This is a genomic window from Methylobacterium sp. 142-1Y, assembly GCF_057747795.1.
Map to the genome: position 1 here is coordinate 4,858,596 of NZ_CM173224.1, position 24,734 is coordinate 4,883,329.

The window sequence follows — 24,734 nt, forward strand, 5'->3', positions numbered from 1 at the left end:
GGGCGCGTGAAGCCCCCTACGCCTCGTCCCGGACGAAGGCGACCCGGTCCCAGGTCACGCCGGGGCGCCCGAGCTGGGCATCCTCGTCGGTCCGGCACAGGAGGCAGCGCAGGCCGTATCCCCGAGCGAGGTCGATCGTCTCGGCGGCCGACACGTCGAACATCCGGCGCCCCGGCGGCACCGGGCCGTGGCGCAGCGACAGCGCCATCACGCCGCCCACCCGCACCAGGGCGGCGAGGCGCGGCATGGCGCGGTGGCGCTCGGCCTCGTCGAGATGCATCCAGACGGCGGTGAGCATCACGACGTCGAAGGCCTCGCGACGACCGGAGAGGGCGGCGAGGTCCGGCAGGCCGTCATCCAGCCAGTCGATCGACGGGGAGGGGTGCAGGGCCACCGCCTGCCGGCGCAGCTCGGCCGTCGGTTCGACGGCGGTCACCCGGTAGCCGAGGGCGGCGAAGCCCGCGGCATCCCGCCCGGTCCCGGCGCCGATGTCGAGGATATGGGCCGGCGGCGCGGGGAGCAGCGGCAGGATCGCCGCGTGGATCTCCGAAAAGGCGATGCTCTCGTATTGCGAGACCAGCCGCTCGGCCTCGGCGGCGTAGCCGGCCGTACCCCGGGGAGCGCTGCCGTCCGTCACGCCTCCGCCTCCAGTTCGCCGCTCACCTCCAGCCACTCCTCCTCGGCGCTGCCCAAGGCCGCGGCGGCCTCGGCCCGCATGCGGGCGAGCTCGCCGGCCTTGGCGGCGTCGGTGCGGAAGGCGGTGCCGTCGGCGAGCGCCGCGTCGATCTTGGCGATGGCGGCGGAGAGCTTGGCCATCCGCGCCTCCACCGCCTCGAGCTTGCGGCGCAACGGGGCGAGCGCCGCCCGGCGCTCGGCGTTGGAGCGGCGCTCGACCGCCTTGGCGCCGCCGGTCGAGTCCGGCGTCTTCGCGGTCTCCGTCTCCGGGCCGGCGAGAACCAGGCGACGGTAATCGTCCATGTCGCCGTCGAAGGGCTTCACGGTGCCGTTGCGCACCAGCCACAGCCTGTCGGCGCAGGCCTCGACCAGGAAGCGATCGTGGCTCACCAGGATCACCGCGCCCTCGTAGTCGTTGATCGCCTCGACCAGCGCCTGGCGGCTCTCGATGTCGAGGTGGTTGGTCGGCTCGTCGAGGATCAGGAGATGCGGGCCGTTGAAGGCGGCCAAACCCATCAGCAGCCGCGCCTTCTCGCCGCCGGAGAGCTGCGAGACCGGGGTGTCGGCCTTGTGGCCGGGAAATCCCAGGCGCGCCGCCGCGGCGCGCGCACGCGCTTCCGGCACGTCCGGCATCAGGTCGCGGACATGGGCATAGGCGCTCTCGGCCGGGCGCAATTCGTCGAGCTGGTGCTGGGCGAAGTAGGCGACGTTCATCTTGCCCCAGCGCCGCACCTCGCCCGAGAGCGGGTCGAGCCGGCCGCCGATGAGCTTGCAGAAGGTCGACTTGCCGTTGCCGTTGGCCCCGAGCAAGGCCACCCGGTCGTCGGGGGCGAGCGTCAGGTTGAGGCCGGTCAGCACCGTGCGGTCGGGATAGCCGGCCTGGACCCGCTCCATCGCGACGAGCGGCGGCGACAGGGCGCGCTCCGGGCTCGGCAGGTGGATCACCGGCACGTCGTCCTCGATCAAGGCCGCGATCGGCTCCATCTTGGCGAGCCGCTTCATCCGCGACTGGGCCTGGCGCGCCTTGGTGGCCTTCGCCTTGAAGCGGTCGACGAAGCTCTGGAGATGGGCGCGCTCCGCCTCCTGCTTCACCCGGGCCTTGGCCTGGAGCATGCGCTTCTCGGCGAGCTGGCGGGCGAACGAGGTGTAGCCGCCGCGATAGAGCGTGAGCTTGCCGCGATCGAGGTGGAGGATGTGGTCGACGGAGGTATCGAGCAGGTCCCGGTCGTGGCTGATGATCAGCGCGGTGCGGGGATAGCGCTCGAGGTAGTCGTAGAGCCAGAGCGTGCCCTCGATGTCGAGGTAGTTGGTCGGCTCGTCGAGGAGCAGCAGGTCCGGCTCGGAGAACAGCACGGCGGCGAGCGCCACCCGCATCCGCCAGCCGCCAGAGAAGTCGGAGCAGGGCCGGGCCTGCGCCTCGGCGTCGAAGCCGAGGCCGTGGAGGATCGCGGCGGCCCGGGCCGGGGCCGAATGGGCGTCGATGTCGACGAGCCGCGTCTCGATCTCGGCCCGGCGCAAGCCGTCGGCGGTCTCGGCCTCCTGCATGAGGCGCGTGCGCTCGGTATCGGCGGCGAGCACCACCGCGTGCAGGGTCTCGGGGCCGGCCGGCGCCTCCTGCGCGACACCGCCGATCCGGGTGCCCTTCGGCAGGCCGATCGCGCCGCCTTCCGTGGGGATCTCGCCCTGGATGATCCGGAACAGGGTGGTCTTGCCGGCGCCGTTGCGCCCGACGATCCCGACCCGCGCCCGCTCGGGCAGGGCGAAGCTGGCATGGTCGAGGATCAGGCGGTCGCCGATCCGGTAGGTGAGGTCGTTCACGCGGAGCATGGCGGCGTTGTGGGGGCGGCGGGCGCGGGAGGCAAGGGGCGGGCGGCGTCGGCAGTGCCATGTCGCGAACGCGAGCCACGCTGCGGCGGCCATGAGTTTTCCACAGCACAACCACGAAGTGCCGCCGTGCGAGCGATCTGGAAGTCCTTTTCTGCTGACGCAAACGTCACTGGCCGCCTATCAAGGCTTGGCCAGAGAGCCGAGAGGGTTGCCGCTTGCCGACCGTCACACTTGAAGCTGCCGTTTCCACTTACGGGGCGAGCGTCAAGCCGAAACTCAACAATCCGGCCATCTCGGGAGCGCCGGAAAGCCAGTTGCGTGGTCCGCTCGAAATCCTGATCGCAGATCTTGCCGAGTGCGCAGGTCTGCCGCGCGACGCGGTCGGCTTCATCGGCGAGACCTTGCTCGACGAACTCCAGACGCGCCCCGACTACGCCGTCACGGTCCACGGCGCGCTGGTCGGCTTCATCGAGATCAAGGCACCTCGCAAAGGGGCCAATCCGAAGCGATTCACCCATCCGCACGACAAGAAGCAGTGGGCGAAGCTGCAAGCCCTGCCCAATCTCCTCTACACGGACGGCCAGTCCTTCAGCCTCTGGCACGACGGCGAGCCCGACGGATCGGTCGTCTCGCTCATCGGCGACATCGAGACGGCCGGCACCGCCCTGCAAGCGCCCCCGACGCTCCTGACGCTGGCCGGGGCCTTCCTGACCTGGAGCCCGACGCCGCCGCGCACGGCGCGTCGCCTCGCCGAGGTCGCGGCCCGCCTCTGCCGCCTGCTGCGGGACGAGGTGACCGAGCAGATGGCCCACAACAACCGCAGCCTGACCGACCTCGCGACCGACTGGCGCAAGCTGCTCTTCCCGGAGGCGACGGACGAGACGTTCGCCGACGGCTACGCCCAGGCCGTGACCTTCGGCCTCCTGGTCGCGCGGGCCCGCGGCATCTCGCTCGCCCACGGCATCGATCCGGCGGCGAACGAGTTGCGCAAGACCAGTTCGCTGATCGGCACCGCCCTGCGCCTGCTGACCGACGACGCGGAGAACCAGAAGGCGCTGTCGACCTCGTTGAGGACGCTGACCCGGGTGCTGGAGGCCGTCGATTGGGCGACGGTCACCAAGGAGAAGCCCGAGGCCTGGCTCTATTTCTACGAAGATTTTCTTGAAGCTTACGACAATACACGCAGAAAAAAGACGGGTTCCTATTACACGCCGCCGAAAGTCGTCGAGGCGATGGTAAAACTCGTCGACGAATGCCTGCGCGGGCCGCTGTTCGCGCAGCCGGCCGGTCTCGCAACTCCCGAGGTCACGGTCGCCGATCCGGCGGTCGGAACTGGCACCTTTCTCCGTAATTACCCAGGGGGTATTTTTCGGCACGCGCGTTTTCCGCCCCCCCCTCTTTCACTTGGAGGGGGGGTTGCTCAGGCGGTGATGGTCGCGAGCAGGGTGGTGAAGGGCGTGGCCTTGGTCCGGAGGGCGGCGGTGGCGACGACGGTGCGCACGTCTGCCTCGCCTTTGGCCGCCCACATCGCCCGATAGCCGTTTGTCACCTTGCGCTGGACCACGGCCGGCCGGAGGTCGCGCTCGCAGGCGTTGTTGGTCACGTCGACCTTCCCCGGGAAGGCCACGAAGGTCAGGAGCTGGTCGCGCGCCCGCTGCATCCGGGTCTGGAGCGCTCGGGTGAGGTCGCAGGTGGCGGGCACCTTCAGGAGGGCGTCGAGATCCCCCTCCAACTCGCGCCGTTTGCGCGCCAGGGTCGAGGCGGCCAACGCGGTCAGCCGGCGGGCGAGCCCGAAGGCGTTGTCGAGCCACCACTTGAACCGCAGGGCGAGCAGGTCGTCGCTGGCTTCGGCTGCATAGGCCACGTCGCGGGCGAGGTGCGCCAGGCAGGTCTGCTGGCGCTCGCCGTGTCCCTGCTGGGCCGAGTACCGGTCCGAGAGCCACACCAAAGGCCGGTGCCCGGCCATCACCTCGCCGACGACAGCAGCAGACCGGCTCGGGGCGGCGTGATGCACCACCGCCTCCTCGCAGCGGAACACCCAGTGCCAGCTGTTGGTGCCCTCGATCCGCACCCCGGTCTCGTCCGAGGCCACCACCGGCGCCTGCCGCAGACGCGCCAGCGCCGCGTCCCGGCCCCCGGCAAAGCAGCCTTGGGCGCGCCGCAGCACGTTCATCAGCCCGCCCTGGCTGAGCTTCAGCCCGAACAGGTCCGACAACGCCGCCTGCAACCGTTCGTAGGACAGCGCCTGGAAGGTCTTCAGGTAGGTCGCCACCGCGTGCAGCCGCGACCCGAAGGGTGTCGCGTCGGCTCCCGCCGGGCGTCGGGCGGCGACCCGGGTCCGGCAGGCCGGGCAGGTCACGCACAGGCGCCGGTGCTGCTCCACCACCGGGCGAACCAGCGGCAGGTCGATCCGCTCGTGCACGCTGACGACCTCGGCCGGAAGGTCGGCCGGCAGTGGTTCGCCGCACGACGAGCAGGCGCAGGGCCGATGCTCCACCACCTGATCCGGATCCGGGGTCAGCGCCCGCTTGTGGCCCTCATGCCCGGGCTTGGCCCCGCCGGGACGGGACTTCTCCCGCCTCTCCTTGCGATCCGTGGCCGGCGGCTTGGACGAGGTGCGCGAGGTCTTCTCCGGCCGGTGCAGCTTCAGCACCAGCTCGATCAGTTCCTCCTTGCTCAGGCGCTCCAAATCGCTGCGGCTCATCCCGACAGGGAATCAGCCAAACCATCAGACGGCAAGGGGGGGCGACATGACACCTAAGCCGCGACCGAGCCGCCCGTCACGGCACCCCCCTGGGTAATTACCTTTCTCCTCGGCGTCCTCCGACGCATTGCCGAGATCGTCGCGGACGATCAAGGTGCCGGCGCGGTCAAGGAAGCAATACGGGCCTCTGCCCAGAATCTTTACGGCTTCGAACTGCAATTCGGCCCGTTCGCGGTGGCGCAATTGCGCCTCATCGCAGAGATGCAGAGGTTGATGCATACGAAGCGGGATCCGAACCCAAAGGTCCCGGACCTGAATCTTTACGTGAGCGACACCCTCGGCAATCCTTATGTTGAGGAAGAGGGCCTGCTTCAGTCGGGCCCCATCGCTGCCTCGCGACGAGCGGCGAACGTCGTCAAACGCAGCAAGCGCATCACTGTCGTGATCGGCAATCCGCCCTACAAGATCAACGCAGGCGGGCAGGGCGGCTGGATCGAAACGGGAAGCAATAGCCGCCCTTCCGCCTTGAAGATGTGGATACCGCCCGACGCGAGCCGCAGCGCCAATCACCTCCGCAATTTGTACGTATATTTCTGGCGTTGGGCGACCTGGAAAGTCTTCGGCTCTGATCACTACGAGGTGACGGGCGTCCCTTCGGATGACCGCGCTGGGCTGGTCTGCTTCATCACGGCAGCCGGTTTCCTGAACGGACCGGGTTTTCAGAAGATGCGCGAGAGCCTGCGGCGTGACTGCTCCGACATCTGGGTCATCGACTGCTCACCGGAAGGCCATCAGCCAGACATATCAACGAGAATTTTTAGCGGTGTTCAGCAGCCCATCTGCATTACACTGGCGGCACGCGGGCACGGCAAGGCTCGTGATGAACCGGCGCGTGTTCACTTCCTGGCTCTTCCGAAAGGGTCGCGCGATCAAAAAATCGAATTTCTCTCGTCTTTACATCTCCATGCTGAATATTGGCTTGAAGCACCTTCGGGTTGGCGCGAGCCCTTCCTGCCGATCCATTCGAAAAACTGGCAATCTTTCCTGCCATTACCCGATCTTTTTGATTGGTCCGGACCAGGAGTCAAGACGCATCGGACTTGGGTGATCGCACCAGATGTGAAGAGCCTGGAACTTCGATGGTCGGCCTTACAGAATGAACCTCAGCCTGAGCGCAGGTCGGACCTCTTTCATCCAGACCGCGATAGGACACTTGAGCGGATTGTTAAGGTAGACCTTGGCGAGCATCAAACCCGCACCGTGACGGTCGGTCAGGACCAAGATTCGCTTACGCCCCCAGTCAGGTACGCTTTCCGCTCTTTTGATCGTCAATGGCTCCCTCCCGACCACCGACTACTCAGCCAAGGGCGCCCCAGGCTTTGGGGCATTCATTCCACAAAGCAGGTTCACCTGACCGCTCTCGATGCCCATTCCCCGACATCGGGCCCCGCAATCACGTTCTGCGCCGATATTCCGGACAACCACCATTATAAAGGATCGTTCGCCGGAATGGTCTATCCCCTCTGGCGCGACCGCACCGCCACGCTGCCGAACGTCCGACCCGAACTGCTCGGCCACCTCTCGGTCTTCTACGGCCGCGCGGTCTCTCCCGAGGACGTGATGGCCTACCTCGCCGCCGTGATGGCGCATCCGGCCTTCACGGCCCGGTTCCGATCCGACCTCGTCCGGCCCGGCCTGCGGGTGCCGCTCACGGCGAGCGCCGATCTGTTCGCGGAAGCCACCGCGCTCGGGCGCGAGGTGATCTGGCTGCATTGCTACGGCGAACGCTTCGCCGATCCGGCCGCCGGGCGCCCCTCCGCACCGCCGCGCCTGCCCGCCGAGCGGCGCCCGACGATCCCGGCCGACGGGGAGATCCCGGGCGCGCCCGAGCCGCTGCCCGACGTGATGCGCTACGATCCCGACCGGCAGCGGCTGCATGTCGGGGGCGGCTATGTCGAGAATGTCGGCCCGGCGGTCTGGGCCTACGAGATCTCGGGCAAGCAGGTCCTGCCGCAATGGTTCAGCTATCGTCGGCGCGACCGCAGCCGGCCGCTCATCGGCGACAAGCGTCCGCCGTCCGACCTGGAGAAGATCATCCCGGACCACTGGCCGGCGAGCTACACGAGCGACCTGCTCGACCTCCTCAACGTACTCGGCCGGCTGGTGGAACTGGAGCCGCGGCAGGCCGACCTGCTCGACCGCCTCCTGGTCGCGGAGCTGATCCACAGCGACGACCTGCGCGAGGCCGGCGCTCTGAGGATCCGGCAGGGGAGCGCGGCAACGCCGTAGTGGACAAGCCGCGCCCGGGCGCTCGCCGCGAGCGCGCGACTGGGTCATCATCCTCGCATGAGTCGCGTATCCGCCCCGTCGCAGTCCGACCTGTTCGGGCTCCCGCAACCAGACCTGTTCGCGGACGGGCCGGACCCGATCCGGCCCGCTCCCTGCTACGCCCCGGATCCGGACCAGGTCCGGGGCCACCTGGATCACATTCTAACGCAGGCGCGCACGGCCTCGGCCCTGCCCTGGGACGCTCGCAAGACCGGCTTCTACAAGCAGGTCGTGCCGCAGATGACCCGGTGGCTGCCGGAGGATGAGGCCGCCCGCTGGCGCGGCGACTTCGCCCGCGAGATCGAGCGCCTCGAAGCCCTGTCCTGACCCGATTTGACAGCCGCCCGCCGACACGCCCAAGAGCGTGGCCTTGAGCGTGGGCCCGGAAGAGGCGGACATGAACGCGAACGAAGCCCGGACCGGGGCGCTCCTCGCCGAGCGCCGCGCCCTGATCGGCATCGTCGGCCTCGGCTATGTCGGGCTGCCGCTGGCGCTCGCCGCGCTCCGGGCCGGCTTCTCCGTGCTCGGCTTCGACGTCGATCCGGGCCGCGTCGCGGCCCTCAACCGGGGCGAGGGGGCGTTCCACCACATCCCGGGCGACGCGCTCGGACCGGCGCTGGCCGCCGGCACCTTCGCGGCTACCGGCGACATGGCGCGGCTCGACGAGCCCGACGCGGTGCTGATCTGCGTGCCGACGCCGCTCACCCGCCACCGCGAGCCGGACCTCTCCTACGTCGAGGCCACCGCCCGGGCCATCGCCGCGCGCTTACGCCCGGGCCAGCTCGTGGTGCTCGAATCGACCACCTATCCGGGCACCACCGAGGAGGTGATGCGGCCGATCCTGGAGGCGGGGGGCCTGCGCTCGGGCACCGACTTCTTCCTCGCCTATTCGCCGGAGCGCGAGGATCCGGGCAACGGCGAGTTCGACACCGCCCGCATCCCCAAGGTGGTGGGGGCGGACGACGATGCCGCCCGGACCCTGGCGGAGGCGCTCTACGGCGCACTGGTGGTGCGCACCGTGCCGGTCTCCTCGGCCGCGGCGGCGGAAGCCGTGAAGCTCACGGAGAACATCTTCCGCTCGGTCAACATCGCCCTCGTGAACGAATTGAAGCTCGTCTACGACGCGATGGGGATCGATGTCTGGGAGGTGATCCAGGCCGCGGCCACCAAGCCCTTCGGCTTCATGCCGTTCCAGCCCGGACCGGGTCTCGGGGGCCACTGCATCCCGATCGACCCGTTCTACCTCGCCTGGAAGGCGCGGGAATTCGACGTGCCGGCCCGGTTCGTGGAACTGGCCGGGGAGGTCAACACGCGCATGCCCTACCATGTGGTCGAGCGCCTGGCGGCCGCCGTCGACCGCACGGGCCGAGCCTTCTCGGGCGCGACGGTGCTGGTCCTCGGGCTCGCCTACAAGCGCAACGTCGAGGATACCCGCGAGAGCCCGGCCCTGAAGCTGATCCGGCTGATCGAGGGGCGGGGGGCCACAGCGCTCTACCACGATCCCCTGGTGCCGGTGCTGCCGGCGACCCGCGAGCACCCGGAGCTCGCCGGGCGGGTCTCGCAGCCCCTCGACCCCGGGACCCTGCGGGCGGTCGACGCGGTGCTGATCGCCACCGACCATGACGGCGTCGATTACGGGCTGGTGGCGCGCGAAGCCCGCCTCGTCGTCGACACCCGCAACGTCATGGCGCGCCATGGTCTCACAGGCGCGACGATCGTGAAGGCGTAATGTTGGGAAAACCCCCGGGCGTCACCGGCACATGACCCCGGCGGGAGCCCTCCGGACCCTGGCGAGCGGGGCCGCGCCGGGCTAAGACCGTCGGGGCAACAGCCGCATGCGCGGGGTCGAGGGCAACAGATGGGTCGGCTCGCAGGGTTTCCCTTCTTCAAGGATGCGGGCGTCGACCTGACCTCCTACGAATCGCGCTGCATCTGGCGCCGGTTCGACGCCAACGAGATCCTGGTCGACTTCGACGACGCCTCGACCGACGTCTACCTCCTGGCCTCCGGCGAGGTGCGGATCCTCAACCGGACGCAATCCGGCAAGGAGGTGATCCTGGGCGAGATGCGGGCCGGCGAGTTCTTCGGCGAGCTCGCCGCCATCGACGGGGTCAGCCGCTCGGCCAACGTCACGGCGCTCACCCGCGGCGAGCTCTGCGTGGTGCCGGCCGCGGTGTTCCGCGAGATCGTCTTCGCCGCGCCCCCGATCGCCGACCGGCTGCTGCGGCTCCTCGCCAAGCGGGTGCGGATGCTCAACGCCCGGCTGATGGAGCACGCGGTCCTCGACCTGCGCCACCGCCTCTACGCGGAGTTGCTGCGCCTCTCGACACCCCGGCCCGGCACCGACGGCGAGCGTGCGGTGAGCCCGCCGCCGTACCACCACGTGCTCGCCGCCCGCATCGGCTGCCGCCGCGAGCAGGTGACGCGGGAATTCACCGTGATGGCCCAGGAAGGCCTCGTCGACCGCACCCGCGGCGCGCTGATCCTGCGCCGGCCGGACATCCTGGAGGCGCGGGTGGCGGAGGCGTTGCGGGAAGACTCGTAAGCGGCGTCCTGCGGACGGCACGACGCGCCGGATCAGGCGCCGCTCACAGGCCCCGCACCACGTCGAGCAGCACCTCGGCCCCGGCGACGAGATCGGCATCCGCGGTGCGCTCGGCCGGGTTGTGGCTGATGCCTCCGACGCTCGGCACGAAGATCATCGCGGCGGGGCAGAGCCGGGCCATCATCTGGGCGTCGTGGCCGGCCCCCGAGGTCATGCGGCGGACCGAGAGACCGCGGACCCGCGCCGCCGCCTCGATCGCCCGGACGATGCCGGCATCGAAGCTCACCGGGTCGAACCGGGCGAGGCGGCGGACCGTGACCGTCACGTCCTCCTCCCGCGCGAGAGCCTCGAGCCGCGCCGCCAGGTCGGCCTCGAAACCGGCAAGGCGCACCGCATCCGGATCGCGCAGGTCGATGGTGAGGATCGCGCGGGCTGGGATCACGTTGATCGCGTCCGGCTCCAGGCGCAGGCGCCCGACGGTGGCGACGCTGCGGCCGTTGCCGGCGCGCGCCCGCGCCCTCAGCCAGGCCACCAGCAGGGCCGCCGCGACGCCGGCATCCCGGCGTAAGCACATCGGGGTGGTGCCGGCGTGGTTGGCCGCGCCCTCGATCGTGACCTCCTGCCAGGAGATGCCCTGCAGGTCCTCGACCGCGCCGATCGCCAGCCCCTCCCGCTCCAGCACCGGCCCCTGCTCGACGTGCAGCTCGACGTAAGCATGGGGATGCAGAAAGCCCGGCGCCTCGGGCCCGGCATAGCCGATGCGGGCCAGCTCCTCGCCGAGCACCGTGCCATCGGTGCCGACCGTGGCGAGCGCCGCCTCGACGGGCAAGCCTCCGGCATAGACCAGCGAGCCCATCATGTCGGGGGCGTAGCGCACGCCCTCCTCGTTGGTGAAGGCCGCGAGCGCGAGCGGCCGCTTCGGGATCCGCCCGGCCTCGCGCAGGGCCTCGATGACTGAGAGGCCGGCCAGCACCCCGGTGCAGCCGTCATAGGCTCCGGCATCGATCACCGTGTCGATATGCGAGCCCATCATCACCGGCCGCGCGCCGGTGCCGGCCGGATCCCACAGCCCGATCAGGTTGCCGATCCCGTCGACCCGCACCGCCAATCCGGCCTCGCGCATCCAGCCGGCGACCAGGTCGCGCCCGGCCCGGTCGGCCTCCGAGGCCGCGAGCCGGGTCAGCCGGCCCTGCCCGTCACGACCGACCTGCGCGAGGGCGGAGAGGCGGCCGAGGAAGCGGGCGGCGTCGATCGCGGGCATCCGGGACCTCATGACGAGACGGGCAGGCGGCGGCGGACCAGGGCGACGTGATACGCGACGCCGAAGGGCAGGGCGGCATCGTTGAAATCGAAGGTCGGGTTGTGGAGCGGCGCCGACTCCTCGCCGTTGCCGAGGAAGACGAAGCAGCCCGGCACATGCGCGAGGAAGCGGGCGAAATCCTCCGATCCGGTCATCGGCGCCCGCGCGACGGCGGCGTTGTGCGGCCCGAGCGCGTCCGCGGCGGCGGCGAGCGCCTGCTGCGTCAGGGCGGGATCGTTGAGGAGCGGGATGAATTCGCGGGCGTACCCGACCTCGGCCGTAACGCCGTAGGCCCGGGCCGTTCCCTCGGCGATCAGGCGCATCTGCCGCTCGATCTCGGCGCTGATCTCGGGGCGGACGCTGCGCGCATCGCCGAGGATCCGCGCCCGGCCGGGCAGGGCGTTGCGGGTGCCGTCGGTGATCAGCTCCGTCACCGAGACGACCCCGATCTCGGCCGGATCGAGGCGGCGCGACACGATCGTCTGCAACGACATGACCGTGGCGCAAGCCGCGACCAGGACCTCGCTGCCGGTCTGCGGCCGGGCGGCGTGGCCGCCGACGCCCGCGAGCACGATCTCGAAATTGTCCTCCGCCGCCATGATCGGCCCGGGGCGGGTCTCGAGGCGGCCGATGCCCAGACCGGGCATATTGTGGAGACCGTGGATCTCGTCGAAGGGGAACCGCTCCATCAGGCCGTCGCCGAGCATGGCCAGGGCGCCGCGGCCCCATTCCTCGGCGGGCTGGAACACGAACCGCACCGCCCCGTCGAAGCCGCCCTCGGTGGCGAGGAGCCGGGCGGCGCCGAGCAGCATCGCCGTGTGGCCGTCATGGCCGCAGGCATGCATGGTGCCGTCGACCCGCGAGCGGTGGGGATGCGTGCCCTGCTCCTGGATGCGCAGGGCGTCCATGTCGGCGCGCAGAGCGATGACCCGGGTGCCGCTGCCGCGCCGGAGCGTGCCGACCACGCCGGTGCCGCCGATCCCCTCGGCGACGTCGAGGCCGAACTCCCGCAGGCGCGCCGCCACGAAGGCGGCGGTGCGCCGCTCCTCGAACCCGAATTCGGGATGGGCGTGGAGGTCGCGGCGCCAGGCGACCATGTCTTGCGCGAGGGCGGGGTCGATCACCGTCATGCCTCCTCCACGGACTCTCGCACGGCCTCTCGCACGGCCTCTTGCACGACCTCTTGCAGAGCCGCTTCGGTGACGAGGACGAGCACGCGGCTCTCCCGGTCGAGGCGGAACTCCGCCGCCCGGGCCGGATCGGCCAGCGCGGCCACGAGGCCGGCGAGGCCCGCCGCGCCGGACGGCGTCGTCGCGGGGCCGCCCGCCTCGGCGAGGATCTTTGGGGCCTGCATCAGTTCGGCCTCGGTGACGGTCGCGGCCTTGGTGCCGTGGCGCCGCAGGAGCGTGAGCGCCGGTGCGCTCGCCTCGCCGCAGGACAGCATCTCGGCCGTCGTGTGGAGATCGCCCGGCACCCGGACCGGATGGCCGGCGGCGAGCGCCGGGGCGAGGCAGGCCGCCTGCTCGGGCTCCACCGCCACGACGAGGCCCGGGGGGCCGAGCCAGCCGGCCAGGCCCTCGGCCATCGCGGCGGCCAGCCCCCCGACGCCGGCCTGGACGAAGAGGTGGGTCGGGCGGTCGCCCCCGGCCTGGTCGCGGATCTCCGCCGCCATCACGCCGTAGCCGGCCATGACGTCCCGGACGGTCGGGTCGGAGGGATCGTCGGTGGTGTCGGCGACGAGGAGGCCGGCCCCCATGCGGGACGCCATGGCCGCCGCCTCGACCGCATCGTCGTAGGTTCCGGCGACCCGGACGATCTCGGCGCCCTCGTCGCGGATGCGCCGCGCCCGCCACGGCGGCACGCCCGCATGCAGGAAGACCCGGGCCGGGGCCCCGGCGAACCGCGCCGCCGCGGCGACCGCGAGGCCGTGATTGCCGTCGCTGGCGCAGATCAGCGCCGGCTGCCCGGCGGGCCGCGCGGCCAGGAGATCGGCCGGGCTCGTCCCGGCGGCGCGGGCGAGCGCCATGAGGCCGGCATAGGTGCCCCCCAGCGACTTGAAGCTGCCGAGCGTCCGGACGCTCTCGTCCTTGGCGAGGACCTGTGCCACGCCGAGTGTGCGGGCGAGCGCCGGCAGGGTGCGCAGCGGCGTCGGCGCGTAGGCCGGATCGAGCCCGCGCAGGAAGGCGGCGATGGCATCGGGCGAGGAGGCCGGGCGAGGGCGGGAGGAAGCGGTGTCGGTCATGTCCCGATCATGCCGCGGACCGGTGCCGTTTGGCGCCGAAACGGTGCTAGCCTGCGGCGGTTTTCGCCGTTATCGGGCGCGTCATGCCGGAAACCGTCACCCTCGACCGCTTCGACCGCGCCTTGCTCGCCGAGGTCCAGGCCGACACCCTGACCCCGGCGCGGATCCTGGCCGAGCGGGTCGGCCTGTCCGAGAGCGCGGTGCTGCGCCGCCTGCGGCGGCTGCGCCAGGCGGGCGTCATCGTCGCCGACGTGGCGGTGGTGCATCCCGCGGTGCTCGGCACGCCGCTCTGCCTGCACGTGCTGGTCTCGCTGGAGCGCGAGACCTCCGACCGGCTCGACGCCTTCGTGCGCATCTTGCGCGCGCGGCCCGAGGTGCGGGCGGCGTGGTACGTGACCGGCGAGGCCGATTTCGTGCTCGAGCTGCGCCTGCCCGGCATGGCCGAGTACGAGGCCTTCACCCGCGCGGTGTTCCACGACGACCCGAACGTGCGGGCGTTCCGCACGCTGGTGGCGATGCGGCAGGTGATCGGGGTTTGACGATCGGGGTCCGACGATCTCGATGACGGTGGCCCGCGACCGTTCCCGGCCGGAATGGAGGACCACGCGAGACGTCAGCGGGGCGAGGGTGTCCCGAGGCCGTCGAGGTAGCGCCCGACGGGCTCCTGCCACAGGTCGCGATACCAGCCGACCGCGTGGCCGACCCGGCCCGGCACGTCGAAGGTCAGGAACTCGCCGGTGCCGCCGGCGGCGCGAAACGCATCGAAGCTTCGGCGGCTGTGGGCGATGGAAAAATAGGCGTCGTGACGGCCGTAGAGCCAGAGGGTCGGGCCCGGGAAGGCGGCGCCGCTGCGCAGCAGGGTCGCGTTGACCTCGGCGGCGCTGGCGCAGGCCTCGCCGAGCCAGCCGCCGACGAAGTTCAGGACGCCGCGGACGAGGTCCGGGTGCCGTCCCGCGAAGGCGATTGCCAGGGCGCCGCCCCGCGACTGGCCACCGATCAGGATCGGCCCCGGGGCGACGTCGTCCCGACGCCGCAGGGCCGCCGCAGCGGCCTCGACATCGGCCAGCGCCCGCTCCGCGCCTGCAAGCGCGATCGGCGCATCGCAGGTATAGCCCTTGCTCCGGTCGGGATCGAACCCCTCGTCGTAGAGGCCACCCGACCGGCCGCGCCCGCGCCGCTGCGGAAATGCCACCATCCACCCCCGGCGGACCAGATCGTCGGCGAGGGGAAAGGCGACGTAGGTCCGGGTGAAGCTGGCGGGATCGCGCCCCAGGCCGGTCGAGCCGTGGTTGAAGACCAGGAGGGGAAACGGGCCCGGGCCGGGCGGCCGGAACACCGCAACCTCGAGTCGCGTGGGCGCGCCGTTCTCGACCGGGCCTTCGACGAAGGTCGTCTGCGGCTCCGACCAATCGAGGCCCTGCGCCGCGTCGGTCAGGTCGCTCAGGGCAACTCGGCGCATGCGGGCGTAATCCCGCACGGTATCGCGACGGTACGTCGCCTCCAGGGTATCCCCGTCGAGGATGTAGGTCGCCGGGGCGGAGCCTTCGAGCGTCAGCGTGTGGCCGGAGATCGTCGCCCGGCCGCGGCGCCACTGGCGCTCGATCCGAAACTCCGGGGCGGCGGCGAGGGCATAGACGACCTGGGCGCCCTGGCCGTCCGGATCGACGCGCTCGACGATCAGCACATGCGGGATGAGGCCGCTCCAAGTTCCAATCCAGGCGCCCAGAAAGGAGCTGGCCGGTCGCGGAACGGCATCCGGGACCGTGACGACCGATACGTCGTCCGGAAGCGGCACGCCGCGGATCTCGCCGGCCTGCGCGAAAGTTCCTCCCATGCACAGCCCCAGCAGGACGATGATGACCAATCGCCCGGACATGCGATCGCGGCTCCCGTGCCGAAATGCGAATGCGGCCTCTCGTATCTGGCGACATCTGGCGATCGGCGATTTCGGTCGTCGATTTTACATAAAGGCATGCATGCCGCAAGGTATGCGGGACTTCATCGTGCGGCGAGCCGCGCTTTGCTGCGGCGTATCCGAACGATCTCCGTCGCGTCGGCGGCGGATGGCACCGATCCAGCGACAAACCGGGAGCGGACCATGCGGTTGCTGGTGCTCGGCGGCACGCAATTCCTCGGGCGGACGATCGCGGCGCAGGCCGCCGCCCTCGGCCATGCCGTCACCTGTGCCGCGCGAGGCCTCTCGGGCACTGCTCCGCCGGGCACCCGCTTCGTCGCGATCGACCGCGACCGGCCGGACGGACTGGCGATCCTCGGGCGCGAGACCTTCGACGCGGCCGTGGACGTGGCGCGCGTGCCCAGCCAGGTCCGGCGGGCACTGGCAGCGCTTGGCGGCCGGATCGGGCACTGGACCTTCGTCTCCACGACGAGCGTCTATGCCGATACGCAGACGCGGGGGCAGCGCGCGGAGACGGCCCCGCTCCTCGCGCCGGCAGAAAACGGACCCTACGGCCCCGCCAAGGTCGCCTGCGAGCGGGCCTTCGACGAGACGGCCCTGATCTGCCGGGCGGGCCTGATCGTCGGGCCGGGCGACCCGACCGGACGCTTCGCCTACTGGATCGCCCGGCTCGCTCGGGGCGGGGAGGTGCTGGCGCCGTCAGCCCCCGAGGATCCGGTGCAGCTCATCGACGGGCGCGACCTCGCGGCCTGGATCGTCCGCGCGGCGGAACGCGGCCTCGCCGGACCATTCGACGCCGTCGCCCCATCCTGCACCCGCCGGACCGTCCTCGATCGATGCGCCGATGCCCTCGGCGCGACCTGCACCTATGCGTGGGTGGATCAGGCTTTCCTCGACCGCCACGGCGTCGGGCGCGAGTCGGGCCCGTTCTCCCTGCCGCTCCCGCTGCCGGACACGATCGGCGATGCCTCCCGCGACGTGTCAGCGACGCTCGCGGCAGGCTTGACGCCGCGCAGCCTGGAGGACACCGCCCGCGACACCCTACAGTGGCTGAAGGCCGGGAACGGCCCGGTCACGGGCCTGACGGCGGACGAGGAAGCCGCGCTCCTCGCCGCCTGGCACGCGGAGAAGCGCTACCGCCCCTCCGGCCCATACCCCGCCAGAAAAACCCGCACCGCCTCCGCCACCCAGTAGGTCGTCTCGGCCTCGGTCGGCGGGTCGCCGACGGAAAAGAGCAGGCGGCGCATCGTGGTGGCGGCGCAGAGGTCGAAGAAGTGGCGGGCGGCGAGGTCGGTGTCCATCGCGCGCAGGCGGCCGGCGGCGACCTGGGCGTCGAGATAGGCGCGCAGGCGGGTGCGGCCGAGCAGCGGTCCCGCCTCGTAGAACGCCCGGCCGAAGCGCGGGAATTTTTCCGCCGCGCCGATCACCATCCGCACCGAGGCGATGTGGTCGGGCCGCACCATCGCCTCCATCAGGCTGATGCCGAGGCGGCGCAAGACGGCGGCGATGTCGGGGTCGTCGTGGTCGAGGCGGCAGATGTTCTCCGCGAGCGTCCGCTTCTCCTCGACCGTCAGCGCCTCGAACAGGGCCTCCTTGCTCTCGAAATAGACGTAGAGCGTCCCCTTCGAGACGCCCGCCGCCTTGGCGATCGCCCCCATGCTGGCGCCGTCGAAGCCGCTGGCGAGAAAGACCTCGCGAGCCCCGTCCAGGATCTGGCGGCGCTTGTCGGTCTCGGCGGGGGGAGGGCTTAACGGAGCGTCGCTCATCGGAGTGCCATGGGGGCCTGCAGCCCAATGTGGGGGGTGAAGCGGCGGCGATCAATCGGGCTTGCGATCGGGCTTGTGCGGCGCACAGAGGATCGATTGACCGAACGGTTCGGTCAACGTAGTATCGCGACCGTTCGAGAGCCGTCAACCGATTCGGTCGATGGCGGAGGGGAGCTTCCCCGAGGACGGGTGACCGACGATGGCGTTCCGAGACGATTACGCGCAGGGCCGGCCCGCCGGCGAAGCGGCTGCCAAGGCCGCGCCGGCGAATGAGAAGGCCGCCCCCCAGGCGCCGGCCGCCGCGGCTCCGCCCGCGAAGCGCAAGCGCCCCTTGCGCCGCCTGGTCCTGCTCGCGCTGCTCCTCGGCGGCGGCACCTACGGGGCCATGGCGGGCCATGAGTGGTGGACCACCGGCCGCTTCTTCGTCACGACCGACGACGCCTACGTCCAGGCCGACATCTCGACGCTCGCCGCCAAGGTCTCGGGCTACCTCGAGGCGGTGCCGGTGGTGAACGGCCAGGCGGTCAAGGCCGGCGACGTCATCGCACGGATCGAGGACGGCGATTACCGCCTGGCGCTCAAGGCCGCCGAGGACAAGCTGGCGACGCAGGGCAGCGTCATCGCCCGCATCGGCCGCCAGGCCGAGGCCGCCCGCGCCCAGGTACTCCAGGGCCAGGCCCAGATCGACGCCGCCAAGGCCGACCAGGTCCGGGCCGCCGCCGATTACCAGCGCCAGCAGCAGCTCGCGCAATCCGAATTCGCCGCAAAGTCGCGCCTGGAGCAGTCGCGGGCCGACCGCGACCGGTCGGACGCCACCGTGAAGGGCGCCGAGGCCAACCTGATCGCGCTCAAGGCCAACGTCGCGGTGCTGGAGGCGCAGACCAAGGAGGCCGAGAACCTGGCCGCCGAGTTGCGCACCGCGGTCGACCGGGCCCGGCGCGACCTGTCCTTCACGGTTTTGCGCGCGCCCTTCGACGGGGTGATCGGCAACAAGGCGACGGAGGCCGGCGCCTATGTCGGGCCGGGCTCGCGCATCGCCGCGCTCGTGCCGCTCCAGAGCGCCCGAGTCGATGCCAACTTCAAGGAGACCCAGCTCGGCCGGGTCCGGGTCGGCCAGCCGGTCCATCTCCGGGTCGATGCCTGGCCCGACCGCGACATCCTCGGCACCGTCGAGAGCCTGTCGCCGGCCTCCGGCTCGGTGTTCAGCCTGCTGCCGCCCGACAACGCGACCGGCAACTTCACCAAGATCGTCCAGCGCCTGCCCGTCCGGGTGCGGGTGCCCGAGGAGGTCGCCCGCGAGGGCCTGCTGCGGCCGGGCCTCTCGGTGGTGGTGCGGGTCGATACCCGCGGCCTCGACGAGACCAAGCCTCCGGCCCCGATCGCGCCGCACCAGGCGGTGTCGGAGGGGAAGGGTGCAGGCTCGTCGGTTCGGACGGCGGGCCGGTGAGCCAAGAAAGACAATCTTAGAGCGCGGGATCCCCTCTCCCGTTTGGGAGAGGGGTAGGGGTGAGGGTGGCGCGCTTCCGAACAAAGCTCATGCCGTCGTGCTGGCAGCGGGACGCTTTAGACTTCATGCGGAACCGTAGCACCCTCACCCCCAGCCCCTCTCCCACACGGGAGAGGGGAGGTGCGCCTTGACATCTTCAGGACGAGTCAAGCGGACTCGTTACTCTCTAAAATCAAGCAGGCTTTCCGACATGGCCGCGACCCCCGCGCCCGCCGACGCGCCGATCGACCGCCGCCGCATGGTGGCGTTCATCTGCATGGTGTTCGGGATGTTCATGGCGATCCTGGACATCCAGATCGTCTCGGCCTCGCTGGCCGAGATCCAGGCCGGCCTCTCGGCCTCGGCCGACGAGATCCCGTGGGTGCAGACGAGCTACCTCATCGCCGAGGTGATCTCGATCCCGCTGTCGGGCACCCTGTCGCGGGTGCTCTCGACCCGCTGGATGTTCGTGATCTCGGCCGGCGGCTTCACCCTGATGAGCCTGATGTGCGCCACCTCGTCGACGATCGGCGAGATGATCCTGTGGCGCGCCCTGCAGGGCTTCATCGGCGGCGGCATGATCCCGACGGTGTTCGCCTCCGCCTTCACGATCTTCCCGGCCTCGAAGCGCAGCATCGTCTCACCGATGATCGGGCTCGTCGCGACGCTCGCCCCCACCATCGGCCCGACCGTCGGCGGCTACCTCACCGACCTGTTCGACTGGCACTGGCTGTTTCTCGTCAACATCGTGCCGGGCATCTTCGTCACCATCTCGACCTACTTCCTGGTCGATTTCGACAAGCCGAACCTCGACCTGCTCAAGCGCTTCGACTGGGCCGGCCTCGGCCTGATGGCGGCGTTCCTCGGCTGCCTCGAATACGTGCTGGAGGAGGGACCGACCCACGACTGGTTCCAGGAGGAGGCGATCTTCGCCGCGGCACTCGTCTGCGGCATCGCCTGCATCGGCTTCTTCTGGCGCGCGCTCACCGCCGAGCAGCCGATCGTGGATCTCCGCGCCTTCTCCGACCGCAACTTCGCCGCCGGCTGCCTGTTCAGCTTCGTCATGGGCATCGGCCTCTACGGCCTGACCTACCTGTATCCGGTCTATCTCGGCCGGGTGCGCGGCTACTCGGCGCTCCAGATCGGCGAGACGATGTTCGTCTCAGGGCTGTGCATGTTCGCCACCGCGCCGATCGCCGGGCGGCTCTCGGCCAAGGTCGATCCGCGGATCATGATGGCGATCGGGTTCTCAGGCTTCGCCGCCGGCACCTGGATCGTCACCGGCATCACCAAGGACTGGGACTTTTACGAATTGCTGTGGCCGCAGATCCTGCGCGGCTGCTCGCTGATGCTGTGCATGATCCCGATCAACAACATCGCGCTCGGCACCCTGCCGCCGGCCCGGATGAAGAACGCGTCGGGCCTCTACAACCTCACCCGCAACCTCGGCGGCGCCGTCGGCCTCGCGCTGATCAACACCGCGCTCAACGACCGCTGGGACCTGCACCTCGCCCGCCTGCACGAGCGCTTCACCTGGACCAACCCGATGGTGCTGGAGCGCCTCGACAGCATGGCCAAGGGCTTTGCAGGGCTCGCCGGCAACCCGGACGCCATGGCGCTGAAGGCGATGATGAACACGGTCAGGATGCAGGGGCTCCTGATGAGCTTCTCCGACGTGTTCCTGATCCTGACCGCGCTGTTCGTGCTGATGGCCTGCGCCACGCCGATGATCCGCCGGCCGCGGCCCGGCGGGGCGGGGGCTGACGCGCATTAGAGCATGTTCCGACGAAGCGGATGCCGGTTCGTCGGAGAAAATGCGGCAAAATCAAGGATCTGGAGAGACTCGCGATTGCAACGCGATCGTGAGCTGCTCCAGGCGCGGGACCCGCACGAGAAAAGGCACCCCTGCCCGGATCGGGTAGGGGTGCCAAGTCCATGACACGTCTCGGGAGGAGATGCGGAGGCCACCCGGGTCGAAGGACGCATCGGGCGGAATCAACGCGTGTCGCCGGGAAAATTACACCTCCTGCTCGGGTTCCGACAAGTCTCCGCGACCCTCGACCTTGGTCCGGGGCGGGTGAACCGGGGTTACATTTGCGTCACCTGCGCCGTCCCCGCAGGTCAACGCCCCCGTCGCGCCATCGCCCGGCGAGGCACCAAACTCTTGATATTTTTTCTGTTTCGGCCGCGGACCAGGAGCCGCCCGGACGATCGTCGCCGGCGCCGGCCTTCCGGACGCGACCGACGGTCCTTCCCAGTCGGGCCCGACCCGCGATAAGTGTCGGTCTCCCGCCCGCCCGCGCCGCCCGGACGACGTGACGACGCCTCATCCCTCCACGACCTCGCCCGCTCCCGGCCGCCTCCGCTTCGAGGCGGTCTCGAAGCGCTTCGGCACCCATCTCGCCGTCGACGGCGTCGACCTCGACCTCGCCCCGGGCCGGGTCTTCTGCCTGCTCGGGCCGTCCGGCTGCGGCAAGTCCACGCTGCTGCGCCTGGTGGCCGGCTTCGAGGAGCCGAGTTCCGGCACGATCCGTCTCGACGGGCAGGATCTCGCCGGGGTGCCGCCGCACCGACGGCCGGTCAACATGATGTTCCAGTCCTACGCCCTGTTTCCGCACAAGGACGTGGCGGGGAACGTCGCCTACGGGCTGGAGCGGGAAGCCTTGGGCAAGGCGGAGGTCGCCGCCCGGGTCGCCGAGATGCTGCGCCTGGTCCAGCTCGATCCTTTGAGCGCCCGCCGGCCCGACCAGCTCTCCGGCGGCCAGCGCCAGCGGGTGGCACTCGCCCGGGCGCTGGCCAAGAGACCCCGTGTGCTGCTCCTCGACGAGCCCCTCGGCGCCCTCGACCGCGCCCTGCGGGAGGAGACGCAAGGGGAGCTGCGGGCCTTGCAGCGCCGGCTCGGCACCACCTTCGTGGTCGTCACCCACGACCCCGCCGAGGCGATGGTGCTCGCCGACCGCATCGGCGTGATGGCGGCGGGCCGGCTGGTCCAGGTGGGATCGGCGGCCGAGCTCTACGAGCGCCCGGCCACCCGCTACGTCGCGGGATTGCTCGGCGACGTGAACCTGATCGAGGGCCGGCTCGGGGAGGGCGGGGCGGGGGGCCTGCGCGATCTCGACACGCCCTATGGCCGCCTGATGGCGTTCGACCATCACGGCGCCGGGCCTGCCGGGGCGCCCGGCCTCCTGGCCCTGCGGCCCGAGCGGCTTCGGCTGGCCGGCGAAGGTTTGGCCGGCACGCTCCTCGACGCGACCTATCTCGGCGAAAAAATCCTCTACCGGGTCGGCCTCGCCGACGGGCGGAGCTTACGCGCCTCGGGGCCTCCCGGGACAGGCCCGCGAGTCGGGACTCCGGTGCACCTCGCCTTCGCGCCCGAGGCCGCCTCGCTGCTGCCGGCGGAGGCGGCATGAGGGCGTCCTTGCGCGAGGCCCTGCGGCGCTTCGGCCTGCCGGCGGTTCCGCTCCTCTGGCTCACGGCCTTCTTCGGCCTACCGTTCCTCGTCGTCGTCAAGATCAGCCTGTCGGACCCGGCAACCGCCCTGCCGCCCTATACCCCGGTGCTCGACTGGGATGCCGGGCTCGCCGGGTGGGCCGACCTGCTCGCAGCCCTCGACTTCGAGAATTACCGCACGCTGATCGCCGACCCGCTCTATCTCGCGGCGGGTCTGACCTCGCTGACGGTGGCACTCCGTGCCACGCTGCTCCTGATCCTCGTCGGGTACCCGATCGCCTACGCGATGGCGCGGGCGCCGAAGGCCTGGCAGCCGCTCCTCGTCGCCCTGATGGTGATCCCGTTCTGGACCAGCTTCCTGATCCGGGTCTATGCCTGGATCGCGATCCTGAAGGCCGACGGGTTGCTCAACCAGGCGCTGATGGCGCTCGGCCTGACGCACAGGCCGATCGAGATCCTCAATACCCCGGCGGCGGTGATGATCGGGGTGGTCTATGCCTACCTGCCGTTCATGGTGCTGCCGCTCTACGCGGTGCTCGAACGGCTCGACCGCGGCCTCGTCGAGGCCGCCCGCGACCTCGGGGCGAGCCGGCTTGCCGCCTTCCGCACGGTGACCCTGCCGCTGTCGTGGCCCGGCCTCGTCGCCGGCGCTCTCCTGTGCTTCATCCCGATCACCGGCGAGTTCATCATCCCGGACCTGCTCGGCGGGCCGGACACGCTGATGCTCGGGCGGGTCTTGTGGAGCGAGTTCTTCTCCAATCGCGACTGGCCGCTCGCCTCGGCGATCGCGGTGGTGCTGCTCGCGATCGTCGCCGGTCCGGTGGTGCTGTTCCGCGAGGCCGAGTCGCGCCGGCTGGAGCGGCCATAAGATGCACCGCGCCCATCCGCTCGCCTGGGCCGCCCTGGGTCTGGGCCTCGCCTTCCTGTACGGGCCGATCCTGCTGCTCGTCGTCTACTCGTTCAACGCCTCGCGCCTCGTCACGGTCTGGGCCGGGTTCTCGACGCGATGGTATGCCGGGCTCCTCGATAACGGCCCGCTGGTCGAATCCGCCCTCGTCACCCTCAAGGTCGCCCTCGCTTCGGCGAGCCTCGCGACCGTGCTCGGCACGCTGGCGGCCCTGGCGCTGGACGGGCGCCGGCGCTTCCCCGGCCGGCCGCTCCTCACCGGGCTCGTCTACGCCCCGATGGTCATGCCGGAGGTGATCACCGGCCTGTCCCTGCTGCTGCTCTTCGTGGGCTTGGGCGTTCCGCGCGGCGTCTGGACCATCGTGGTGGCGCATACGACCTTCACGCTCTGCTTCGTCGCCGTCGTGGTCCAGGCCCGCCTGCGCCATCTCGACCGCTCGCTGCTGGAGGCCGCGGCCGATCTCGGCGCCGCGCCCGTCACGGTATTCCGCACCGTGACCCTGCCGCTGATCGCCCCGGCGGTCGTCGCCGGCTTCCTCCTGGCCTTCACCCTGTCGATGGACGACCTCGTGATCGCGAGCTTCGTCTCTGGCCCGGGCGCCACCACCCTGCCGATGCGCCTCTACAGCCAGGTCCGCCTCGGCGTGACCCCGGAGATCAACGCGATCTCGACGCTGCTGATCGGGGCGGTGAGCCTGGCGGTGCTGGGGGCGTCCGTGCTGACGGCGCGGCGGGGGCGTTAGCCAGAGACGATCGATGCAGGTGGCGATACGATCCGCGGCGGCCTCGGTCGTCACCCGACCGGATCCGGATCGTGGCGGCAGGCCTGTTGAACGAGACTTTGGCGAGACATACCCTCTTACCCGAATCGAACTGGAATGATGTCATGAAGGTCTCCGTTGCGGAAGCGGAAGGGCAATTGGCCGACCTCGTGCGGCGTGCGGAAACCGGAGACGAGGTGATTCTCACCCGTCAGGGCCGCGCCGCCGTGCGGCTGGTGCCGGTGACGGCACCGCAATCCGTGGCGGAGCGGGAGCGGATCCTCATGGCAGCCCGAGAGGCCGGTCGTGCCAAGGTAACGCCCGGGCCTTGCGCTGCTCGAAGCCAAGATTTTCTGTACGACGATGACGGCCTGCCCGGATGATCGTCGTCGACACGTCGGCCCTTATGGCGATCGTTCAGGGAGAAATGCAGGCTGCAGCCTGCATGGCCGTTCTTGCCACCGAGTTCGACGTTCTCATCTCGGCGGGGACTTTGGCCGAAGCCCTGATCGTCGCGGAGCGGCGGAATGTCGGTGACACCGTGAGAGCCTTGGTCGATGATCTCGCCTTCGACGTCGTCCCCGTCACGGCAGCCGTGGCGCATGATTGCGCGGCGGCTTACGCCCAATGGGGCAAGGGCGTGCATCCGGCCGGCCTGAACCTGGGCGATTGCTTCGCCTACGCGCTGGCCAAGGCGCGCCGATGCCCTCTGCTCTTCGTCGGCGACGATTTCGCCCGCACCGACATCGCGAATGCACTGAACCCGGCCTGAAAACGGCCCCGATCCTGCAAAGCCCCGCCCGGACGGCTCTTCCGCCGCCCACCGGAA

Annotated in this window: 23 protein-coding genes; 14 read left to right on the forward strand and 9 right to left on the reverse strand. The window is 70.6% G+C overall.

Annotated features, from left to right (window positions below):
* Positions 1-16: 16 nt before the first annotated feature.
* Both AC3AOF_RS22280 and AC3AOF_RS22285 read right to left on the reverse strand, forming a co-directional pair.
* Positions 17-637, reverse strand: coding sequence for a class I SAM-dependent methyltransferase (locus tag AC3AOF_RS22280; RefSeq protein WP_236988820.1), 621 nt, complete (start codon positions 635-637; stop codon positions 17-19).
* Positions 634-2,502 (reverse strand): ABC-F family ATP-binding cassette domain-containing protein, encoded by a 1,869-nt coding sequence (locus tag AC3AOF_RS22285; RefSeq protein WP_488346520.1) that lies wholly within the window; start codon positions 2,500-2,502, stop codon positions 634-636. Before AC3AOF_RS22285 ends, AC3AOF_RS22280 begins: the two co-directional genes overlap by 4 nt.
* 215 nt (positions 2,503-2,717) lie before the next feature.
* Here AC3AOF_RS22285 and AC3AOF_RS22290 point away from each other — a divergent pair, with 215 nt between their 5' ends.
* Positions 2,718-4,040 (forward strand): N-6 DNA methylase, encoded by a 1,323-nt coding sequence (locus AC3AOF_RS22290; RefSeq protein ID WP_488346521.1) that lies wholly within the window; start codon positions 2,718-2,720, stop codon positions 4,038-4,040.
* Here the strand turns inward: AC3AOF_RS22290 and tnpC are convergent.
* Complete coding sequence (tnpC, locus tag AC3AOF_RS22295) at positions 3,923-5,206, reverse strand: IS66 family transposase (RefSeq protein ID WP_236993540.1); 1,284 nt, start codon at positions 5,204-5,206, stop codon at positions 3,923-3,925. The two genes, AC3AOF_RS22290 and tnpC, sit on opposite strands and share 118 nt — an antisense overlap.
* A gap of 24 nt (positions 5,207-5,230) precedes the next feature.
* Complete coding sequence (locus tag AC3AOF_RS22300) at positions 5,231-5,485, reverse strand: hypothetical protein (protein WP_488346522.1); 255 nt, start codon at positions 5,483-5,485, stop codon at positions 5,231-5,233.
* Between the two features lie 45 nt (positions 5,486-5,530).
* Between AC3AOF_RS22300 and AC3AOF_RS22305 the strand changes: the two genes are divergently transcribed.
* The 4 genes from AC3AOF_RS22305 to AC3AOF_RS22320 all read left to right on the forward strand — a co-directional run bounded on the left by AC3AOF_RS22305 (position 5,531) and on the right by AC3AOF_RS22320 (position 10,079).
* A complete protein-coding gene (locus tag AC3AOF_RS22305) occupies positions 5,531-7,495 on the forward strand; it encodes a type ISP restriction/modification enzyme (RefSeq protein ID WP_488346523.1) in 1,965 nt (654 codons plus the stop codon).
* Positions 7,496-7,552: 57 nt separating this feature from the next.
* Positions 7,553-7,861, forward strand: coding sequence for a hypothetical protein (locus tag AC3AOF_RS22310; protein WP_488346524.1), 309 nt, complete (start codon positions 7,553-7,555; stop codon positions 7,859-7,861).
* A 70-nt stretch (positions 7,862-7,931) separates the two neighbouring features.
* Positions 7,932-9,263, forward strand: a complete 1,332-nt coding sequence (locus tag AC3AOF_RS22315) for a nucleotide sugar dehydrogenase (protein ID WP_488346525.1) — start codon at positions 7,932-7,934, stop codon at positions 9,261-9,263.
* 129 nt (positions 9,264-9,392) lie between these two features.
* Positions 9,393-10,079, forward strand: a complete 687-nt coding sequence (locus AC3AOF_RS22320; RefSeq protein ID WP_048464215.1) for a Crp/Fnr family transcriptional regulator — start codon at positions 9,393-9,395, stop codon at positions 10,077-10,079.
* 43 nt (positions 10,080-10,122) lie between these two features.
* Here the strand turns inward: AC3AOF_RS22320 and AC3AOF_RS22325 are convergent, their stop codons facing one another.
* Genes AC3AOF_RS22325 through AC3AOF_RS22335 form a run of 3 tightly spaced genes read right to left on the reverse strand, consistent with a single transcriptional unit; the run spans position 10,123 to position 13,621 of the window.
* Positions 10,123-11,340 (reverse strand): Zn-dependent hydrolase, encoded by a 1,218-nt coding sequence (locus AC3AOF_RS22325; protein WP_236988817.1) that lies wholly within the window; start codon positions 11,338-11,340, stop codon positions 10,123-10,125.
* An 8-nt stretch (positions 11,341-11,348) separates the two neighbouring features.
* A complete protein-coding gene (locus tag AC3AOF_RS22330) occupies positions 11,349-12,509 on the reverse strand; it encodes an amidohydrolase (RefSeq protein WP_236988816.1) in 1,161 nt (386 codons plus the stop codon).
* Positions 12,506-13,621: a pyridoxal-phosphate dependent enzyme gene (locus AC3AOF_RS22335; RefSeq protein ID WP_236988815.1), complete on the reverse strand. Its 1,116-nt coding sequence runs from the start codon at positions 13,619-13,621 to the stop codon at positions 12,506-12,508. The genes AC3AOF_RS22330 and AC3AOF_RS22335 overlap by 4 nt, the downstream gene beginning before the upstream one ends.
* 83 nt (positions 13,622-13,704) lie before the next feature.
* Between AC3AOF_RS22335 and AC3AOF_RS22340 the strand changes: the two genes are divergently transcribed.
* Positions 13,705-14,160, forward strand: coding sequence for an Lrp/AsnC family transcriptional regulator (locus AC3AOF_RS22340; protein ID WP_236988814.1), 456 nt, complete (start codon positions 13,705-13,707; stop codon positions 14,158-14,160).
* A 74-nt stretch (positions 14,161-14,234) separates the two neighbouring features.
* Here the strand turns inward: AC3AOF_RS22340 and AC3AOF_RS22345 are convergent, their stop codons facing one another.
* Positions 14,235-15,497 (reverse strand): alpha/beta hydrolase, encoded by a 1,263-nt coding sequence (locus AC3AOF_RS22345; protein ID WP_236988813.1) that lies wholly within the window; start codon positions 15,495-15,497, stop codon positions 14,235-14,237.
* Positions 15,498-15,719: 222 nt separating this feature from the next.
* Between AC3AOF_RS22345 and AC3AOF_RS22350 the strand changes: the two genes are divergently transcribed.
* Entirely contained in the window at positions 15,720-16,730 is a 1,011-nt protein-coding gene (locus AC3AOF_RS22350; protein WP_236988812.1) for an NAD-dependent epimerase/dehydratase family protein, read from the forward strand.
* Here the strand turns inward: AC3AOF_RS22350 and AC3AOF_RS22355 are convergent.
* Positions 16,670-17,302, reverse strand: a complete 633-nt coding sequence (locus AC3AOF_RS22355) for a TetR/AcrR family transcriptional regulator (RefSeq protein WP_236988811.1) — start codon at positions 17,300-17,302, stop codon at positions 16,670-16,672. The genes AC3AOF_RS22350 and AC3AOF_RS22355 overlap by 61 nt on opposite strands.
* A gap of 199 nt (positions 17,303-17,501) precedes the next feature.
* Here AC3AOF_RS22355 and AC3AOF_RS22360 point away from each other — a divergent pair, with 199 nt between their 5' ends.
* The 7 genes from AC3AOF_RS22360 to AC3AOF_RS22390 all read left to right on the forward strand — a co-directional run bounded on the left by AC3AOF_RS22360 (position 17,502) and on the right by AC3AOF_RS22390 (position 24,677).
* Positions 17,502-18,749 (forward strand): HlyD family secretion protein, encoded by a 1,248-nt coding sequence (locus AC3AOF_RS22360; protein WP_488346526.1) that lies wholly within the window; start codon positions 17,502-17,504, stop codon positions 18,747-18,749.
* Between the two features lie 250 nt (positions 18,750-18,999).
* Positions 19,000-20,562: a DHA2 family efflux MFS transporter permease subunit gene (locus AC3AOF_RS22365; RefSeq protein ID WP_488346527.1), complete on the forward strand. Its 1,563-nt coding sequence runs from the start codon at positions 19,000-19,002 to the stop codon at positions 20,560-20,562.
* Between the two features lie 541 nt (positions 20,563-21,103).
* The gene (locus AC3AOF_RS22370; protein WP_488346528.1) at positions 21,104-22,198 is read left to right on the forward strand and encodes an ABC transporter ATP-binding protein; all 1,095 of its coding nucleotides are present in this window, start codon (positions 21,104-21,106) and stop codon (positions 22,196-22,198) included.
* The gene (locus AC3AOF_RS22375; RefSeq protein WP_488346529.1) at positions 22,195-23,106 is read left to right on the forward strand and encodes an ABC transporter permease; all 912 of its coding nucleotides are present in this window, start codon (positions 22,195-22,197) and stop codon (positions 23,104-23,106) included. Before AC3AOF_RS22370 ends, AC3AOF_RS22375 begins: the two co-directional genes overlap by 4 nt.
* 1 nt (position 23,107) lies before the next feature.
* Positions 23,108-23,887 carry an ABC transporter permease gene (locus AC3AOF_RS22380; protein ID WP_236988806.1) on the forward strand — a complete coding sequence of 260 codons (780 nt, stop codon included), beginning with the start codon at positions 23,108-23,110 and terminating at the stop codon, positions 23,885-23,887.
* A 143-nt stretch (positions 23,888-24,030) separates the two neighbouring features.
* A complete protein-coding gene (locus tag AC3AOF_RS22385; protein ID WP_236992694.1) occupies positions 24,031-24,288 on the forward strand; it encodes a type II toxin-antitoxin system Phd/YefM family antitoxin in 258 nt (85 codons plus the stop codon).
* Positions 24,285-24,677: a type II toxin-antitoxin system VapC family toxin gene (locus AC3AOF_RS22390; protein WP_488346530.1), complete on the forward strand. Its 393-nt coding sequence runs from the start codon at positions 24,285-24,287 to the stop codon at positions 24,675-24,677. Before AC3AOF_RS22385 ends, AC3AOF_RS22390 begins: the two co-directional genes overlap by 4 nt.
* The last annotated feature ends 57 nt before the right edge of the window (positions 24,678-24,734 follow it).

Coding starts and splice junctions, on each gene's coding strand:
- AC3AOF_RS22285 (WP_488346520.1), bottom strand. CDS start 2,502: ATGCTCCGCGTGAACGACCTCACCTACCGGATCGGCGACCGCCTGATC.
- tnpC (WP_236993540.1), bottom strand. CDS start 5,206: ATGAGCCGCAGCGATTTGGAGCGCCTGAGCAAGGAGGAACTGATCGAG.
- AC3AOF_RS22300 (WP_488346522.1), bottom strand. CDS start 5,485: ATGCATCAACCTCTGCATCTCTGCGATGAGGCGCAATTGCGCCACCGC.
- AC3AOF_RS22310 (WP_488346524.1), top strand. CDS start 7,553: ATGAGTCGCGTATCCGCCCCGTCGCAGTCCGACCTGTTCGGGCTCCCG.
- AC3AOF_RS22315 (WP_488346525.1), top strand. CDS start 7,932: ATGAACGCGAACGAAGCCCGGACCGGGGCGCTCCTCGCCGAGCGCCGC.
- AC3AOF_RS22320 (WP_048464215.1), top strand. CDS start 9,393: ATGGGTCGGCTCGCAGGGTTTCCCTTCTTCAAGGATGCGGGCGTCGAC.
- AC3AOF_RS22325 (WP_236988817.1), bottom strand. CDS start 11,340: ATGCCCGCGATCGACGCCGCCCGCTTCCTCGGCCGCCTCTCCGCCCTC.
- AC3AOF_RS22330 (WP_236988816.1), bottom strand. CDS start 12,509: ATGACGGTGATCGACCCCGCCCTCGCGCAAGACATGGTCGCCTGGCGC.
- AC3AOF_RS22335 (WP_236988815.1), bottom strand. CDS start 13,621: ATGACCGACACCGCTTCCTCCCGCCCTCGCCCGGCCTCCTCGCCCGAT.
- AC3AOF_RS22340 (WP_236988814.1), top strand. CDS start 13,705: ATGCCGGAAACCGTCACCCTCGACCGCTTCGACCGCGCCTTGCTCGCC.
- AC3AOF_RS22345 (WP_236988813.1), bottom strand. CDS start 15,497: ATGTCCGGGCGATTGGTCATCATCGTCCTGCTGGGGCTGTGCATGGGA.
- AC3AOF_RS22350 (WP_236988812.1), top strand. CDS start 15,720: ATGCGGTTGCTGGTGCTCGGCGGCACGCAATTCCTCGGGCGGACGATC.
- AC3AOF_RS22355 (WP_236988811.1), bottom strand. CDS start 17,302: ATGAGCGACGCTCCGTTAAGCCCTCCCCCCGCCGAGACCGACAAGCGC.
- AC3AOF_RS22360 (WP_488346526.1), top strand. CDS start 17,502: ATGGCGTTCCGAGACGATTACGCGCAGGGCCGGCCCGCCGGCGAAGCG.
- AC3AOF_RS22365 (WP_488346527.1), top strand. CDS start 19,000: ATGGCCGCGACCCCCGCGCCCGCCGACGCGCCGATCGACCGCCGCCGC.
- AC3AOF_RS22375 (WP_488346529.1), top strand. CDS start 22,195: ATGAGGGCGTCCTTGCGCGAGGCCCTGCGGCGCTTCGGCCTGCCGGCG.
- AC3AOF_RS22380 (WP_236988806.1), top strand. CDS start 23,108: ATGCACCGCGCCCATCCGCTCGCCTGGGCCGCCCTGGGTCTGGGCCTC.
- AC3AOF_RS22385 (WP_236992694.1), top strand. CDS start 24,031: ATGAAGGTCTCCGTTGCGGAAGCGGAAGGGCAATTGGCCGACCTCGTG.
- AC3AOF_RS22390 (WP_488346530.1), top strand. CDS start 24,285: ATGATCGTCGTCGACACGTCGGCCCTTATGGCGATCGTTCAGGGAGAA.